The organism is Tianweitania populi (assembly GCF_014652875.1).
Lineage (GTDB): Bacteria > Pseudomonadota > Alphaproteobacteria > Rhizobiales > Rhizobiaceae > Tianweitania > Tianweitania populi.
On sequence record NZ_BMZQ01000001.1, the window covers coordinates 585,528 to 601,932 of the forward strand.

Here is a 16,405-nt window from a genome sequence, read left to right on the forward strand (position 1 = left end):
AGGAGCCGCTTGAGATCAAGAAGCCGCCAGCAGACTCAGATGAACGCAGTCGAAGCAACGTGTCCGATGGTGGCGGCGAGCCCGATAGCCACCACACGCATGATGCGAAAAACAAAGGCGGCGCTTCGAAGTCCTGACGGGTTTGGCTGAGTGACAGTGCCATTGAAAGGGCTGCCTTGGTGGCCCTTTTTCGTGTCTGATATCAGCACGCACTCCACGGCTATGGCGTGACAAGCTGGACAGAGTCTCGGATGCTTGCCAAAGTGGCAAGGCATTTCACAAAAACATAATATTCTTATACAAGGATGCAAGACGAACGAGCAAAGAGATCCTGCTCATGCTGCCCCTGCGCATTTGGCTCCCCGGCGGAACCCTGAAGGTGAAGCGCTATTGGCACCTTCGCAGTGATGAACGGGCGAGGCTGGTGCCTGTCTGGAAAGTCGGCGCGACCTACTTCGTGTGGCGCTCTCGTCACGAGAGCCGCTAAGTCCGACCTAGTTCACGCGTAGTTCTGAGCGGGCCGCGATGCAGCCCGCTCATTCGTTGTGTATACTCGGATCAGGCGTCCGGCGTGACCTTCAGGATGCTCGACGTGCCCGCCTTCGGGTTTTCGGTCACGGCGTAAATGGCGCCGTCGTCGGCCACTTTCACGTCGCGCACGCGGGCTTCGAGCGGGATGCGCTCTTCGGAAGCGACGCGGTCGTTGTCGAGATGCAGAACCACGATGCCGGTGGAAACCAGTCCACCAATCAGGACGGTGTTCTTCCAGTCGGAGAACTGATCGCCCTGATAGAAGACCATGCCGGATGGGCCGATCACAGGATCCCAGTAATAAACCGGCTGCTCCATGCCGTCTTTGGACGTAACGCCGTCGCCGACCGGCTGGCCGCTATATTCGATCCCATAGGTGATCACCGGCCAGCCATAGTTCTTGCCGCCTTCGGGGCGGTTGAGCTCATCGCCGCCCTTGGGCCCATGCTCAACCGTCCACAAGCGGCCCTGACTGTCCAAGGCGGCCGCCTGCATGTTGCGGTGTCCGTAGGACCAGATCTCCGGCAGGGCATTCTGTTGCTCGGCAAGCGGGTTGCCGTCTGCAGCCGTACCATCCGTCTTGATGCGGAAGACCTTGCCAAGGCCGCTGCTGAGATCCTGTGCCTGCACGCGCGGCTCTTTATCCGACCGCTCGCCAACCGTGACATAGAGGTGGCCATCGTCGGTTGGCACGATGCGCGAGCCGAAGTGCTTGTTGTTTTCCCATGATGGCGTTTGACGGAAGATGACCTTCACATCGTCCAGCTTTCCGTCGTTACTGTCATCGAGCGACAGGGTGGCCGAGGCGACCGACGTGCCATTGCCGTCAACGCGTGGCTCGCTGAAGCTGAAGTAGATGCGGTTCGAGCTTTCGAAATCCGTCGCGAGGGCAACATCGAGGAGGCCGCCCTGGCCGCGCGAGTCGACTTTCGGGAGACCTTCGAGCGCCTTGCCCGGCTTGCCGTCAGCCGACACCACATGCATCGCGCCTTCCTTGGTGGTCACCAGCATGCGCCCGCCCGGCAGGAACTCCATGGCCCAGAGTTGCGGCAGGCCTTCTGCCACGGGCGTGACCGAGACCTTCGCCAGGGTGGAAGGCTGCGGCGCGCGCGTTTGATTCTGGAAGGCGGGTTTCTGGTTGGGCGCGTTGGGGCTTTGGGTTTCAACAGGCTTGTTGGCCGGCGTGCCCTCATCGCCGCTCGCGGGAACCTGACCTTCCACCTGTTCGACCGGCGATGTGTCCCCGGTTGATTGGGCATGCGCGGCTGTGCCTGCAAGGCTAACGGAGAAAGCGGTGCTGGTGAGAAGAATGAGGAGGCGGCTCATGGACTGTCCTTGTGTCGCGTTTATCATGTGTCGGCCAATGCCGAGATCGGGCGGGCTTGCGAAGCCTTCCGCCTTCACGATCCAATGCGGACCCTATCAGCCGGTTGCGACACGGCTTCTCAACAACGCGTCATCACCGGGATGTCTGTGAACGCTGCAAGCGCGCTTCATGTCCGTATCGTGCTTCAAGCGCGAGGCAGCCCCACACCATCCCAAGCAGCAGATAGAAGTGACGCCAGTGATCGGTGTCGATCACGCTGCCGAGTGCGACATGGCCGAGCAGCGTCGCATAGGCACAGAGCAGGTAGGGCTGCCAGGGGCGGTTGCGGAACAGGATGCGGAAGCCGGCCGCAAAGGTCCAGAGGATCAGCGTGATATAGGACAGGAAGCCGAGCCAGCCGTAGTCCATCAGCGCCTTCAACCAGATATTGTGCGTGTCCTCGCCGAAGATCGTGCCGAACACCAGCGGCCCAATGCCGAGGGGATGTTCCAGGGCCATTGCAAAACCATAGCCGTAGCGGGCAAAGCGGCCGAGGCGGGCGCCGTCATAGTCCTGCACCAGCTGCGCGCGCGTCGAGAAGAGTTCGGCCACGCCCGGCAGTTGCAGTGCGATGAGGATGGCGAGGCTGACGAACACCACGGCGCCCAGGCTCATGACGGCCACGCGCAGTCGGAACCGTCCGCTGGAGCTTTGCAGGAAAAGGGCTGCCACCAGCAGAATCGCGGCCGCACCGAACAGGCCCCAGGCGCCACGCGAGAAAGACAGGAAGATGCCGGTGACCAGGATCAGCAGCGGCCCGCTCCACACGGCGGCGGTCTTCAAGCCGCCGGTCAGGATGCGATGCAGCATGTAGATGCCGGGAAAAACCAGAAATGGGCCGAACACGTTCGGGTCTTGGAAGGCACCCGCTGCGCGGTCGTATTTCGTGAACATCTCGGCGCCGGGCAGCAGGTGGAAATAGCCGGCGATACCGAGGAAGGACGTTGCGACAGCTGCCAGCACCCAGGCCAGAGCCATCGGGCGGAAAAGGTCCGGCTGCGATTCCGTGACAGACGCGTAGAAGATCGCCGTGAAAGCGAGGAACATGGAGACCGCGAGATATAGCGGCGTTTCCTTGAGGTCGGCCATCTGCGTCATCGAGATCATGCCGCCGATGTTGAAGGTGATCAGCAGGATCACCAGTGGCAGAATGGCGCGCGAGATGCGCAGGCCGAACAGGGCCCACACGCCGATCAGCCCGGCCATATAGAGCTCGTAGGGCGCCGGTTCCTCGATCACGAAGCCGGACAGAAGCACGCCGAGACTGACGGCCGCCGTGCCGATCAAGGCAATCAGCTTGGCGTTGATCGCCTCACGCGGCAGCGCCGGATGAACAACGGCGCTAATAGGCGTTCTCCGAGCGCAGCAGCCGGATCGGGGTCAGGAACAGGATCTTCAGATCGAACCAGATCGACCAGTTCTCGATATAATCCAAATCATATTCGGTGCGCATGCGGATCTTGTCGGAAGAATCGATCTCGCCGCGCCAGCCGCTGATCTGCGCCCAGCCGGTTACGCCGGGCTTCACGCGGTGGCGCGCGAAATATCCGTCGACCACTTCATAAAACAACGTGTCGTGCGATTGCGCGGATACCGCATGGGGGCGGGGGCCTACCAGCGATAGACTGCCGAGCAGTGCATTGAAGAACTGCGGCAGCTCGTCGATCGAAGTCTTGCGGATGAAGCGACCGACGCGGGTTACACGCGGATCGTTCTTGGTCACCGCCTGCTTGGCGGTGGGATCGCATTGCTCGCTATACATCGAGCGAAACTTGAGGACCTCGATTTCCTCATTGTTGAAGCCGTGCCGCTTCTGCCGGAACAGGATCGGACCCTTGCTGTCCAGCTTGATGGCAATGGCCGTGGCGATCATGATCGGCGAAAACAGGATGATCCCGAACAGGCTGAACACGATGTCGAAGATGCGCTTCGCAACCGAGTCCCAGTCGTTGATCGGCTTGTCGAAAATATCCAGCATCGGCACCTGGCCGATAAAGGAATACGAGCGCGGGCGGAAATGCAGGTTGTGCGTGTGGGCCGACAGGCGAATGTCGACGGGCAGGATCCAGAGCTTCTTCAAAAGCGTCAGCACACGCGATTCCGCCGTCAGCGGCAGCGACACGATCAGCATGTCGATATGGGCGATGCGCGCGAATTCCAGCAGTTCGTTGATCGTGCCGAGCTTGGGATAGCCGGCAACGATCGGGGGTGAGCGGCGGTCATCGCGATCGTCGAAGATGCCACAGATGCGGATGTCGTTATAGGGCTGCGCCTCGATCGAGCGGATCAGCATCTCCGCCGCAGGCCCTCCGCCTACAATCACGGCGCGCCGCTCGATCACACCGTTGCGCACCCAACGCTTTACGAAATGCGAAACGATGACGCGCACCAGGAGGATCGCGGTGAAGCCGCCGAGGAACCACGAGCCGAACCAGACACGCGAAAAGTCCTCCGACCATTTCAGCAGGAAGCCCATGGTTGCCAACGCCCCGAGCGCTGCAATCCAGGCAAGCCCTAAGCGGGCGATGTTCTGCAGCGGCCGGCTGAGAATGCGAAACTGGTAGGCTTCGGCGATGTTGAGGAAGGCCACCGCAAGCAGCGAGCCGCTCACGATCACCGCCGGATATTCCCAGGCTAGCCATGGGCCCTTGCCGACGTAAACGGCGCGGATACCGAGGCCAACTGCGCAAAGCAGCAGGAACTCGGCGATGCGCAGCAGGCCGCTGACCATGTTCGAGGACATGCCGTCGCCACGATATTGCTGCGCGATCTGACGCGCCATATCGTTCAACTCTCGACGCGGCGCAGTCGCAATTTCGCCGTCGCGGAAGCTGCGCACAGCCTCAAGCGTATAGCGAAGCGCCGGATCGTTCTCGGTCATCAAAGCTGGCCCCGCCAAAACCCTGCCTAAGGGCTTTGTTCCTCAAGGGCATATATGAGCAAAGAGCGGCTAATAAAGACTTGCAGCCGTCAGTGACTTTGTTGCGATCTCAGCGCGCAAGCGCGGCAAAGTAAGCCTGTTCGATCTCTTGCGCCATCACATCGACACCAAACCGGCTCCGCAGGGTGTCACGCGAAGGCATGGCATCGTGCAAAACTTTGGGATCACGGGTCGCATCCACCATGCGGGTGGCGAGTGCGTCTGATGAGCCCGGCACGATCAAAGCACTGGAGGTTTGTCCTAGGATCTCCGGGATACCGCCAACGGAGGTCGCGATCATTGGCATTCCCGCCGCAAGCGCTTCCAGCACGATATAGGGCATAGCTTCTGCCCGCGACGGCACGACGATCGTTTTGCCTAAAGCAAAGGCGCGCCGCGCCGGCATGGCGGGATGGAAGGTGATCTGCTCGGCCAAACCGAGCGAGGCTGCCTGCGCCTTGTACTTTGGCAGGTCGTCTCCATCCCCGACCATTACCGCCGTCAGCGGATGCTGCAGAATGGCCGCTGCTTTCGCCAGCGCGTCGATAAAGATGTCGGGACCTTTCAGGTCGCGCATCATGCCGATGTAAAGGAAGTCGGCCGCATCGCCGTTGGGCAGAACGGGTTCAAATTCTTCCGCCCGCAAACCGTTGTAAACGAGCCGATACGGGACCTTCGGCTGGCCGACCTTGGCGAGGAATGTCTGCATCTCGTGTTCCGACACGAACAGCAGCTGGTCGGTCGTAAACCGCTCCAGCAGCCGCTCGATCGCGAACACTGTCCGGCCAAAGGCGCTATGCTCGTCGTAATGCAGGCTGCCGCCATGCGGTGAATAAAGGCGGGCCACGCGAGACCTTGAAACCCGCAGAAGTGAGCCGAACATGCGGGCATAAACGCCCCCCTTGGCGCCATGTCCGTGCAGAACGTCCGGCTGCAATTGCTTGATGATCTTGTAGGTGCGCCATGCGGCAGCGATGTCGCCGGCTCCGATATGGCGCTGGATCGGCGTGCGGTGGATGCCCAGCGCAAGCTGCGGTTCGATCTCGTCGAACAAGCGGGCTTCATGGGAGCCACCCGTGGTGGAATCGCAGAGAATGCCGACCTGATGCCCGGCCGCGACCTGCGCATGCGTGAGATCGCGCACATGCCGGAAGATGCCGCCCACCGGCGAACGGAAGCAGTGCAGGATGCGTAAGGGTTGACCCACGGCGTTCAGGACAGCCGGGATCAGAACAGGCGTTCGCGCACGTAAACCGTATCGCCCGGCAGAAGCGGGTCGGAGGTGACGACGCGACCGGTCATGACCTTGCCATTGATGCTGCGGGTAATGTCGACATCGGCCTGGTTGGCGCGCGGCGAGAAGCCGCCGGCCAGTGCTACGGCCTTTTGCACGGTCAAGCCGGGAACATAGGAGTACTGCCCGGCGGCACCCACTTCGCCCATCACGAAGATCGGTCGGTACCGCTCGATCTGCACGGAGATATCGGGATCGCGAAGATAACCGTTGCGCAGCTTCACCGCGAGGTCGCGCTCGATCTGCTGAACCGTCTTCCCACGCGCAGCGACTGCGCCGACGAGCGGGAAGGAGATGTAGCCGGATTGATCCACCGCATAGGTGTTTGTCAGGCCTTCCTGCTCGAACACCGTGACGCGAACACTGTCGCCGGCATCGAGAACATAGGGCTTGTCGATCGCCTGGTGGAAAGCGGCAGGCGCCGGACGATATCCCGAGCAACCGGCCGTCAGCAGCGAAAGCGCAAGAACGGAGGCAAGTGCTTTTGTGATCATGGCCGGCGTGTGCCTCGGAAGGTCTGAGATGCCGCGTTATTGCCTTGTTAGGGTTAATGCCGGGTAAAGGTGAAAGGGCCGGGCTTTAAGTCTGGCCGGCCAAGTCATACAGGCAGGTACACAGGCAATATTAACCAGCCGGTCACCATACTTGTTTAGATTCTCGCCATCGTGGTGGAGTGTAGGCGAATGCCGGTGGTCTCGAACCAAGCGAACGACATCGATGTGGATCTCGGCCGGCTGTTCTCCAGCCTGGCTCGAAACTGGCTGCGCATCCTCCTCGTCGCCTTGTGCATCACAGGGCTGGCTTTCCTGCTCGCTTGGCTTGCCACTCCGCTTTATCGCGCCGAAACCCGTATCCTGATTGAAACCCGCGAATCCCCGCTGACGAGGGGCAATGCGCCGGCGGATGCGGACCGTCCGATCCTCGATGCGGAGGGCGTAGCCAGCCAGGTGCAGGTGATTTCCTCCACCGACATTCTCAAGAAGGTCGCGACCGATCTGAACCTTGCCAGCCGCAAGGAATTCGACCCCTCCATCGATATGTCCCTGCCGAAGCGTATCCTGGTTTCCACCGGCCTGATGCGCGACCCCAAGGATGTGCCGGCCGATGAACGCGTGCTGTCGACCTTCCGCGAGAAGCTCAAGGTCTACAATGTCGAGCGCTCGCGCGTGATCGTGATCGAGTTCTCCTCGGAAGACCCGGCACTCGCTGCCGCAATCCCCAATAAGATCGCCGAAGCCTATCTCGGCGTGCAGCAGGTCGCCAAGCAGCAGTCCAACACGGATGCCACGCAGTGGCTGCAGCCAGAGATTGCCAACCTTTCGGATCGCGTAAAGGAAGCCGAAGGCAAGGTCGCCGCCTACCGTTCGCAATCGGACCTGCTAATTGGCCAGAACAATTCGGTGCTCGCCACGCAGCAGCTGTCGGAACTCTCCAGTGAATTGTCGCGCGTGCGCGCCAACCGCTCGGCGGCCGAAGCCAATGCCGAAAGCCTGCGCTCGACCATCAGGGCAGGGGCTTCGCTGGACTCCGCACCGGAGGTTCTGTCCTCGCCGCTGATCCAGCGTTTGCGGGAGCGGGAAGTCGAGTTGAAGGCACAGATCGCCGATCTGTCCGTCACGCTGCTCGGCAACCACCCGCGTCTGCGTGCCCTCAACTCGCAGCTCAACGATCTCGAAGGTCAGATTCGCTCGGAAGCCCGCAAGGTTCTTTCCGGCTTGGAAACGGAAGCAAAGACAGCCGCCGCGCGTGAAGCAAGCCTGCAGCGCGATCTGGATGCCTTGAAGCAGGTATCGGCCCGTGCCGACGACCAGGGGGTCGAACTCCGCTCGCTGGAGCGTGAAGCGGCTGCGCAGCGTGAATTGCTGGAGTCCTACCTGTCGCGCTATCGCGAAGCGATGTCGCGCGGCGAAGGCAACTACCTGCCGGCCGATGCGCGCATCTTCTCGCGTGCCGTGGCGCCGGTTGAGCCTTATTTCCCAAAGATCCTCCCGATCACGATCGCGGCCTTCGTCGCCTCCTTGCTGATCATGGCCATCATCACTCTATTGCAGGAACTGTTCAGCGGCCGCGCCATGCGCCGGGCCGGGCAGGGCTTCTATGACGTGGACGAACTCGCCATGCCCGCTGCCATGCCGGTTGCCGCGCTCGTCGAAGAGCGGGAACTCGTTGAGGAGCGGACCGGCACGCTCACCGTCGAGCGGGCCGCCGCACGGCTGATTGCCGACAATGCCAAGCGCGCGATCTTCGTGTCGCCGGAAGGGGATGAAGCAGCCGCCGCATCTGTCATGGTCGCTCGCGAAATCGCAAATTCCGGCCAGCGCGTTCTGCTGCTCGACCTGACATCAGCGGGCGTTGCGTCGCACCCCATGCTGGATGGTCAGCAGCGTCCCGGCATCACCAATCTCCTTGCGGCCGAGGCGCAGTTTACCGACGTCATCCATGCCGACTTCTATTCGGATTGCCACGTCATTCCCGTCGGTACGGCCGATCCTGAAACCGCCATGCGCGCAGCCGACCGCTTGCCCATCATCATGCGCTCGCTCGCCAGCGCCTATGATCTGGTGGTCGTGGAATGCGGTCCGACCGACCCGGAAGGCGTTGCGCGTCTGCTTGGTGAAGACACGAAGATCGCACTGGCGCTGATCGACCCGGCCGACGAAACCGTCGTTGCCAGCACCGAAGCCTTCGCGCGGGCCGGCCACGACGACATGCTGCTCGTCTCGCCAGTCGGTGCAGCAGCGGGTCGGAACGGGCTACATCGTTCGGCGGCTTAATCGCCGTCGCCGCTGCCGTCCGTAGAGGAGCCATCGGACGAACTGGCGTCCGATCGCGCAGATGCTGTACCACGCCTCAGGCGCTTCAGTAGCGCCCAAAGCCGGTCATTGGCTTTGATCCGACGCTTGGCGCCAATCACGCCTTGTAGGGCCAGCGCATAGACCCGGCCTTTCAGGGTTAGCGGCGCGATCGTGTCGAACTGCTGCATCTCGATATCGCACCAGGCGCGCTTGTAGCCTTCATCGCCGACGCTGAAATCGTAGGTCTTGAAGCCCTGCCGCACGGCATCTTCAATGTTGAGAAAAAACAGGAAGTCGCCGGGGCTGGCGTGAACAAGTTCGTCTTCCACGATGCTGCCGAACTCGCAGATCAGGCGATCGCCCACCACGGACGAGCCGGTAACCGCGCGGATAATTCCGCCGACTTCCAGCCCGTGCAGCAGAAAGGTCGGCGCCGGTGAGTTTTGCGCCTGGTTGAACAGCGTCGTCAGGAACGGCTGCATATCCGCAAAGACATTGCGGATGCCGAGCCGCTGAAAACGGTCCGCCTTTTGACTCAGGAACTCTGCGACGAGACGCTCGACCTCATCCGGGGTCTTCGCTTCGATCCGCCTGAAACCGCCCGCGGCTTCCAGTTTGCGCGTTTGCGAGCGATGCTTCTTGAGGCGGCGCTTGCGGCCGATGCGGTCGAGCACGGCTTCGAAGCCGCAGCTGAGATCAAGCGCCAGGCCGATATTAGCGCTTGGCACGTTTATGACGCTCGCAAACGGATTAGCGACGCCGTCGATCGATGCGGTCTGCCGCTCGATAAGAACAAGGTCGATGTCGGGCCGCGCGCGGCGCAAGCCCTTCAGCATGGCTGCGACTACGTCCGCACTCAGCAGATGCGCTTGGCCCGGAAGTATCGGCGAAAAGTTGCCATTGGCGTGGTTGCCGCCGATCGCGCGCGCAACCCGGCAGCCTTTTTGCCGAACCACCTCCAGTGGCATCATGAGGACGGTTCGTCCCGTAAGCTCCAGACTGAGGAACAGGATCTCGGTCGACCGCGTACGTGCCCAGGCGTCCACCCAGTCCGGATGCTGCGCGGCGCCGCAAGTCGTGTCGCTTGTAAAATCACGGTAGCGTTGCAGCGTTGCTTCAGTAACCGCATCCACGCGCGCCAGGGGAACCACGCTGTCCGATACTATCGCGCGCTTGTTCAAAGTGGGTTGTTTCGAAACGACTGCGTCAACCATGCTTCAATTCTTGTTCTCTAAAGAACGGGCAAGAAGTTGCCGGGCAAATTGGCACGCAAAGGTAAAGGGATGATCGACGGCGTCGAAACGCTGCGCAAACTGACGCTGGCCACGATGCGGGTGACCGGCCTCGCGGCGCTGGCGCGGCCGTTTCTCGGCGGCATCGGTGTCATCCTGATGCTGCATCGCGTGACCGCAGCTCCGGCCAAACCGCTCGATCTCAACGGGCATCTCGCCGTGCGTCCCGACTTCCTCGATGCAGTCCTCACCGACATGCGACGGCAGGGCTACCGCTTCGTGTCCATGGACGAGGCCGTGCGGCTGGTGAAGGAACCCGACGGCGGCGCGCCTTTCGCGACAATCACCCTGGACGACGGCTACCGCGACAATCTCACTGAAGCGTTGCCGATCTTCGAAAAGCACCAGACGCCCTTCACCATCTACATCGCGCCGGGTTTGATCGGCGGCGATGTCGATCTCTGGTGGGAGGTGATCGAGGACGTCGTCACGGTCAAGGACAAGGTGTTGCTCGCCACCGAAAGCGGCGCGGTGACCTGGGGCGCTCGTACGCGACCGGAAAAGGCAAAGACCTTTCATCGCTTGATGGGGCACCTGTCGGGCGGCGTCAGCGAAAGCGAACAGCATGGCGTCGTCTCATCTTTGGGACGCTTGCCCTATTTCGACCTCCTCGAACGCTCCCGATCCCTGCTGATGTGCTGGGACGAGATCCGCAGCATCGAAGCGCATCCGCTGGGCACGATCGGCGCACACACGGTCAATCATTATGCTCTGCGTCGTCTCGATGAAGCGACCGCCCGCGCCGAGATCGCCGAAGCCGCCTGCATGCTGGAACGCGAACTCGGCGTGCGCCCGCGCCACATGGCCTATCCCTACGGCTTCGCCAAGGCGGTGGGGGAACGCGAAGCGCGGCTGGCGGAGGAGGTTGGCTTCGTGTCGGCCGTCACCACGCGCCACGGTTTGATCCATGCCGAACATGCCGGCCACCTGCACGCCATGCCGCGCCTGTCACTCAACGGCCGCTACCAGTCGATCAGCCATGTGCGCACGATGCTGTCGGGGCTCACCGTCGCCATGGCCAATCGCGGCCGGCGCGTCGTGACGATGTAATCAGCGCCGCTTCGGCTCGGTCACCATCCATTTGATGATGCCCATGGCCGGCAGGATCCACAGCAGGCCCGTAAAGAAGAAGTAGGCGAGGTGAACCCATGGGCTGGATTCGCCGAGATGCCCGACTGCAAACAAGGTCGCGGCCAGCGCGTAAACGCAAACCAGGATGATCAGCAGCACGGTGCCGATCAGTTTCTTCAGGCGAACGGGCATCGGTGATCTCCTCGTCAGCCCGTCTAGAACCGGCGCCAGTCGAACGCAACCGGTGGCATCCAGCGCGACGGCGTGTCGCTGGATAAGGAGGCTTGCTTGGTTGTGCCGAATGGCGCACCACATCCGCCATGAGCACCGCCGTCAGCCCCCTCAGCCTCGACCTCACGCCAGCCAGCGAGCAGGATCGCATCCTGCATAACCGACGGCTTGTTCGCACCTGGATTTACGTCGTCATCGTCTTCCTGGTGGCCATTTTTATAGTCGGGGGCGGGACGAGATTGACCGGTTCCGGGCTCTCCATCACCGAATGGAAGCCGATTCACGGCGTAATTCCCCCGTTTTCCCTTGCAGAATGGGAAGAAGAGTTCGCAAAATACCGGGAAATTCCCCAATATCAGGAGCTCAATCGAGGCATGAGCCTCGACGAGTTCAAGGGCATCTTCTGGTGGGAATGGGCCCATCGCCTGCTTGCGCGAAGCGTCGGCGTAGTCATGGCGCTGCCGCTTATCTTCTTCTGGGCGACCGGTCGACTTGAACGGAGCTTGAAGCCGAAGCTGCTTGGCATCCTTGCACTCGGGGGTCTGCAAGGGGCCGTCGGCTGGTGGATGGTAGCGTCCGGCCTGTCTGAACTCACCAGCGTTAGCCAATACCGCCTTGCAACCCATCTCACGCTCGCCTGCATCATCTTCGTGGCGACGGTGGTCACTGCCCGCAGTCTGGCGCCGCATACCGCACCGGCCGCAGATCGTAAGGTCCAGCGCTTTGCTGGCTGGATGGTGGTGGCTGTTCTGGCGCAGATTTATCTTGGCGCGCTGGTAGCCGGCTTGCATGCAGGGCTGACCTACAACACCTGGCCTTTGATGGATGGCAGCCTAATTCCGGGCGATCTTTTCGCCATGCATCCCGGCATCGTCAACTTCTTCGAAAACCCGAAGACCGTGCAATTCGTGCATCGCCTGGGCGCGTATACGGTGCTGATCCTGGCGCTGATCCATGCCTTCCAGACAGCCCGTCTTGCGCCGGACTCGACGCATGCACGACGCGCGACGCTGCTGGTGATCCTGCTGCTCGGTCAAGCGGCCCTCGGCATCACCGCGCTCGTGCTGGTGGTGCCGTTCTCCTGGGCGATCCTGCACCATGCCGGTGCTATTCTCGTGTTGGGCTTCACGGCCGCGCATTGGCGCGGCACGAAGGGCGCGATGCCGTTGCCGACCGCGAGCGCGGTTCGGCACTGAAGCTCAGGCGGCCTTGCCGAGCATGAGGTCCATGTTCTGCACGGCCGCGCCCGAAGCGCCTTTGCCGAGATTGTCGAGCACAGCCACCAGATTGGCCTGACCGCCACCCTCAGTGCCGAACACGAAGAGCTTCATGCGATTGGTGTCGTTGAGCTCGGTCGGATCAACACGGGGCAGGGCGATGCCTTCGGCGTAAGGCACTACCTCGACCACACCCGCGCCGGCATACTGCTTTTCCAGTGCGGCATGCAGATCGACTAAGCTCGGGCTGCCGTTCAAATCGCCGAGAAACAGCGGCACCTGCACCAGCATGCCCTGCGCAAAGCGGCCGACGCTCGGCGAAAAGAGTGGCCTGCGGTCGAGAAGCCCGTGCGTTTGAAGCTCGGCAACGTGCTTGTGCGACAGCGTTAGCCCGTAAAGGAAGTGCGGCGCGGTGATCGCATCCGGCGCATCCGGGTTTTCCATCTGCACGATCATCTGCTTGCCGCCGCCAGTGTAGCCAGACACGGCGTTGACCGACACCGGATAGTCGGCAGGCAGAATGCCGGCCTCCACCAACGGGCGGATCAGGCCGATGGCACCAGTCGGATAGCAGCCGGGATTGGCGACCAGCCGCGCTTGAGCAATCTTGTCCGCTTGGCCTTTTGTCAGCTCCGCAAAGCCATAAGCCCAATCCGGTGCCGTGCGGAAAGCCGTCGAGGTGTCGATGACGCGCGTCGAGCTGTCGTCGCCAAGCAGCGCTACCGCTTCCTTCGACGCGGCATCTGGCAGGCAGAGGATGGCGATGTCCGACGCCTTCAGGAACTCGGCGCGCGCTTCCGGGTCCTTGCGGCGTTCAACCGGGATGGACAGGATCTCGAGATCGTTGCGACCGGCCAGGCGCGTGCGGATCTGCAGGCCGGTGGTGCCGTGTTCGCCATCGATGAAGATCTTCGGTTTCATATCCGTCATTCCCGTTTGCCGTGAGGCTTATCAAGGATTTGTAAGCGCTTGCAGACACGATTTGCGAGCCAGTTGAATCAAGATGCGAAGATCAGCGGCGCGCCTTCCGCTCGGCAGCGAGGCCGACATAATGCTGCGCGACCGTAGAGGCCGCGATCGCCGTGATGTCGGCATGGTCGTAGGGTGGCGACACTTCCACCACATCGGCGCCGACGATGTCCAGCGAGCCAAGACGGCGCAGCACGGACAGGATGCGCGCCGAGGAGGGGCCGCCGGCGACAGGCGTTCCGGTGCCGGGCGCAAAGGCTGGGTCGAGGCAATCGATGTCGAAGGTGACGTAGGTCTTTCGGCCAGCCGTACGGCGCTCGATGCGGTCCACGATCTCGGACACGCGCATGTCCTCGATTTCCTCGCCATAGATGATCTCGATCCCGAAATCGTCGGGCGCATGCGTGCGAATGCCGACCTGGATCGAGGTCGCCGGATCGATCACGCCGTCGCGCACGGCGCGGCACACGAAGGAGCCATGATCGATGCGCTTACCGTCATCCGGCCAGGTGTCCTGATGCGCGTCGAACTGTACGAGCGACAACGGTCCGTATTTGGCGGCATGCGCCTTGAGGATCGGCCAGGTTACGAAGTGATCGCCGCCGAGCGAAAGGAGGAAGGAGCCGTTGGAAATCAGCTCCGCCGCTTCGTTCTCGATGATCCCCGGCGTTTCGGCATGGTAGCCGTTGTCGAACAAGCAGTCGCCATAGTCGACGACGCTGAGGTCATCGAAGAACTGGCGCTGGAAAGGGTATTGCGGATCGTTGTCGAAGATCGCGGACGCGCGGCGGATTGCCTGCGGGCCGAAGCGTGCGCCCGGACGGTTGGTGACCGCAGCGTCGAAAGGAATGCCCCAGACCACGACATCGGCGCCCGCCACGTCCTTGGTGTAGCGGCGGCGCATGAAGGACAGCGCGCCGGCATAGGTCGGATCGCCAGACGGACCGAGCGTGCTACGGGCGGTGAAAGCGTTGTCGATCGACTTGGGCGGCATCCGAGAATCCTTCTGGCCTTCTGGGGCAACGGTTTCCTAGTTGGCACCTTTCCGTGACGAGGCAACAAAAAAGCGGACCCGAAGGCCCGCTTTTTCGATGATCCAATATGGAAGCGGTTTAGCGCTTCGAGAACTGGAACGAACGACGGGCCTTCGCCTTGCCGTACTTCTTGCGCTCGACGACGCGGCTGTCGCGGGTCAGGAAGCCACCCTTCTTGAGGACGCTGCGCAGTTCCGGCTCGAAATAGGTGAGAGCCTTGGAAATGCCGTGACGAACGGCACCAGCCTGGCCCGACAGACCACCACCGGCGACGGTTGCGATCACGTCGTACTGGCCGTTGCGGGCAGCGGCCACGATCGGCTGCTGCAGGATCATCTGCAGGACCGGACGTGCGAAGTAGCCCACGAATTCCTTGTCGTTGACGATGATCTTGCCCGAACCCGGCTTGATCCAAACGCGAGCGATCGCGTTCTTGCGCTTGCCGGTTGCATAGGCGCGGCCATGCTTATCCAGCTTCTGGACGTGGACGGGAGCAGCAGCCTGCTCGCCCGACTGCACGCCCGTTGCAGCGCCGAGGTCTGCGAGGGAGTTGAGATCAGCCATTATGCGGCCCTCTTGTTCTTGGAGTTCAGAGAGCCGACGTCCAGCGTCTCCGGCTGCTGTGCCTCATGGCCGTGCTCGGTGCCGGCATAAACGCGCAGGTTCTTCATCTGGCGACGGCCAAGCGGGCCGCGCGGGATCATGCGTTCAATAGCCTTCTCGACAACGCGCTCCGGGAAGCGGCCTTCGAGCAGCTGGCGCGCAGTGCGCTCCTTGATGCCGCCGGGGTGACCGGTGTGCCAGTAGTAAACCTTGTCGGTGTACTTCTTGCCGGTGAACACGACCTTGTCGGCATTGATGATGATGACGTTGTCGCCATCGTCCACATGCGGCGTGAACGTGGCTTTGTGCTTGCCGCGCAGGCGGTTTGCGACGAGGGTGGCGAGGCGGCCGACGACGAGCCCTTCGGCGTCGATCAGGACCCACTTCTTCACCACCTCCGCAGGCTTCTGCGAAAAGGTTGCCATGGTTTTTCCTTAGGACCTTCCATGCGGAAGGCGTTTCTTGTTGCTTGCGTTCATCGAAGACGGATCCGCGATGAACATAAAAACAACGGCCCCCGAACGAGAGCCGCTGATGGGATGTCTCTAAACGACGCCTAGCGCAGCGTCAAGGCTACCGACGCAGCTCTAAGAAGAACTTTATCCAACTAAAACAAGCGGATAAGAGTGGAGGTATTATTTTACCGCATGCTTTGAAGGTAGAGCGTAGGTGCCTGTCGCGTGTGCGATCACCGCTTCGTCTTCGCCGGCCACCAGTTCGATGTCGAACATCGCGAGGCTCTTGCCCAGCTTCAGCAAGCGCGTGCGCCCGAGAACTGCACCGGGACCGGCCTTTCGCATGAAGGTGATGTTGAGGTTGGTCGTAACCGCCAGCGCCTCGCGGCCGACATGCGCGAGCACGCAGGCATAGCCGCCGATATCGGCCAGCGTGAACAGGCAGGGGCCAGACACCGTGTCTCCCGGTCGCAGGTGCCGCTCGGTCGCATTCAGGCGAACGGTACAAGCGCCCGGCGCAACGGAAACGACCTCATAGTCGCGTGTCTGGCCGTTCAGGTGCGGATAATTTTCGGCAATGAAGGCGTTGATGTCATCAGCCGACATGACCGGCTGGGGTAGAGTGGC

15 protein-coding genes are annotated in these 16,405 nt (G+C 61.9%); 3 read left to right on the plus strand and 12 right to left on the minus strand.

Features of this window, described 5'->3' with window-relative positions; translation table 11 throughout:
• Positions 1-558: 558 nt before the first annotated feature.
• The 5 genes from IE166_RS02900 to IE166_RS02920 all read right to left on the minus strand — a co-directional run bounded on the left by IE166_RS02900 (position 559) and on the right by IE166_RS02920 (position 6,605).
• Positions 559-1,857, minus strand: coding sequence for a PQQ-dependent sugar dehydrogenase (locus tag IE166_RS02900; RefSeq protein WP_189501513.1), 1,299 nt, complete (start codon positions 1,855-1,857; stop codon positions 559-561).
• 133 nt (positions 1,858-1,990) lie between these two features.
• Positions 1,991-3,244, minus strand: coding sequence for an O-antigen ligase family protein (locus IE166_RS02905; protein ID WP_189503208.1), 1,254 nt, complete (start codon positions 3,242-3,244; stop codon positions 1,991-1,993).
• On the minus strand, positions 3,240-4,778 hold the full coding sequence (locus IE166_RS02910; protein ID WP_189501514.1) for an undecaprenyl-phosphate glucose phosphotransferase: 1,539 nt from the start codon (positions 4,776-4,778) through the stop codon (positions 3,240-3,242). The genes IE166_RS02905 and IE166_RS02910 overlap by 5 nt, the downstream gene beginning before the upstream one ends.
• A 109-nt stretch (positions 4,779-4,887) precedes the next feature.
• A complete protein-coding gene (locus IE166_RS02915; protein WP_189501515.1) occupies positions 4,888-6,024 on the minus strand; it encodes a glycosyltransferase family 4 protein in 1,137 nt (378 codons plus the stop codon).
• Positions 6,025-6,044: 20 nt separating this feature from the next.
• Positions 6,045-6,605, minus strand: a complete 561-nt coding sequence (locus IE166_RS02920; protein WP_189501516.1) for a polysaccharide biosynthesis/export family protein — start codon at positions 6,603-6,605, stop codon at positions 6,045-6,047.
• A gap of 189 nt (positions 6,606-6,794) precedes the next feature.
• Between IE166_RS02920 and IE166_RS02925 the strand changes: the two genes are divergently transcribed.
• Positions 6,795-8,885 carry a GumC family protein gene (locus IE166_RS02925; protein WP_189501517.1) on the plus strand — a complete coding sequence of 697 codons (2,091 nt, stop codon included), beginning with the start codon at positions 6,795-6,797 and terminating at the stop codon, positions 8,883-8,885.
• On the opposite strand, the gene IE166_RS02930 is transcribed toward IE166_RS02925, so the two are convergent.
• Complete coding sequence (locus IE166_RS02930; protein WP_189501518.1) at positions 8,882-10,087, minus strand: GNAT family N-acetyltransferase; 1,206 nt, start codon at positions 10,085-10,087, stop codon at positions 8,882-8,884. The two genes, IE166_RS02925 and IE166_RS02930, sit on opposite strands and share 4 nt — an antisense overlap.
• Positions 10,088-10,189: 102 nt before the next feature.
• On the opposite strand from IE166_RS02930, the gene IE166_RS02935 reads away from it, so the two are divergent.
• Positions 10,190-11,248 carry a polysaccharide deacetylase family protein gene (locus IE166_RS02935; RefSeq protein WP_189501519.1) on the plus strand — a complete coding sequence of 353 codons (1,059 nt, stop codon included), beginning with the start codon at positions 10,190-10,192 and terminating at the stop codon, positions 11,246-11,248.
• Here IE166_RS02935 and IE166_RS02940 read toward each other — a convergent pair whose 3' ends face one another.
• Positions 11,249-11,461: a DUF2842 domain-containing protein gene (locus tag IE166_RS02940; RefSeq protein WP_189501520.1), complete on the minus strand. Its 213-nt coding sequence runs from the start codon at positions 11,459-11,461 to the stop codon at positions 11,249-11,251. It lies immediately after the preceding gene.
• A 128-nt stretch (positions 11,462-11,589) separates the two neighbouring features.
• On the opposite strand from IE166_RS02940, the gene IE166_RS02945 reads away from it, so the two are divergent.
• Entirely contained in the window at positions 11,590-12,696 is a 1,107-nt protein-coding gene (locus IE166_RS02945; RefSeq protein WP_189501521.1) for a COX15/CtaA family protein, read from the plus strand.
• Between the two features lie 3 nt (positions 12,697-12,699).
• Here the strand turns inward: IE166_RS02945 and argC are convergent, their stop codons facing one another.
• From argC to IE166_RS02970, 5 genes are all read right to left on the minus strand, one after another.
• Positions 12,700-13,638: an N-acetyl-gamma-glutamyl-phosphate reductase gene (argC, locus tag IE166_RS02950; protein ID WP_189501522.1), complete on the minus strand. Its 939-nt coding sequence runs from the start codon at positions 13,636-13,638 to the stop codon at positions 12,700-12,702.
• A 91-nt stretch (positions 13,639-13,729) separates the two neighbouring features.
• Positions 13,730-14,680, minus strand: coding sequence for an agmatinase (gene speB, locus IE166_RS02955; protein WP_189501523.1), 951 nt, complete (start codon positions 14,678-14,680; stop codon positions 13,730-13,732).
• Between the two features lie 118 nt (positions 14,681-14,798).
• Positions 14,799-15,284: a 30S ribosomal protein S9 gene (gene rpsI, locus IE166_RS02960; protein ID WP_189501524.1), complete on the minus strand. Its 486-nt coding sequence runs from the start codon at positions 15,282-15,284 to the stop codon at positions 14,799-14,801.
• Positions 15,284-15,748, minus strand: coding sequence for a 50S ribosomal protein L13 (rplM, locus tag IE166_RS02965; RefSeq protein WP_189501525.1), 465 nt, complete (start codon positions 15,746-15,748; stop codon positions 15,284-15,286). Before rplM ends, rpsI begins: the two co-directional genes overlap by 1 nt.
• A gap of 210 nt (positions 15,749-15,958) precedes the next feature.
• Positions 15,959-16,384, minus strand: coding sequence for a PaaI family thioesterase (locus IE166_RS02970; RefSeq protein ID WP_189503209.1), 426 nt, complete (start codon positions 16,382-16,384; stop codon positions 15,959-15,961).
• Positions 16,385-16,405 lie beyond the last annotated feature (21 nt).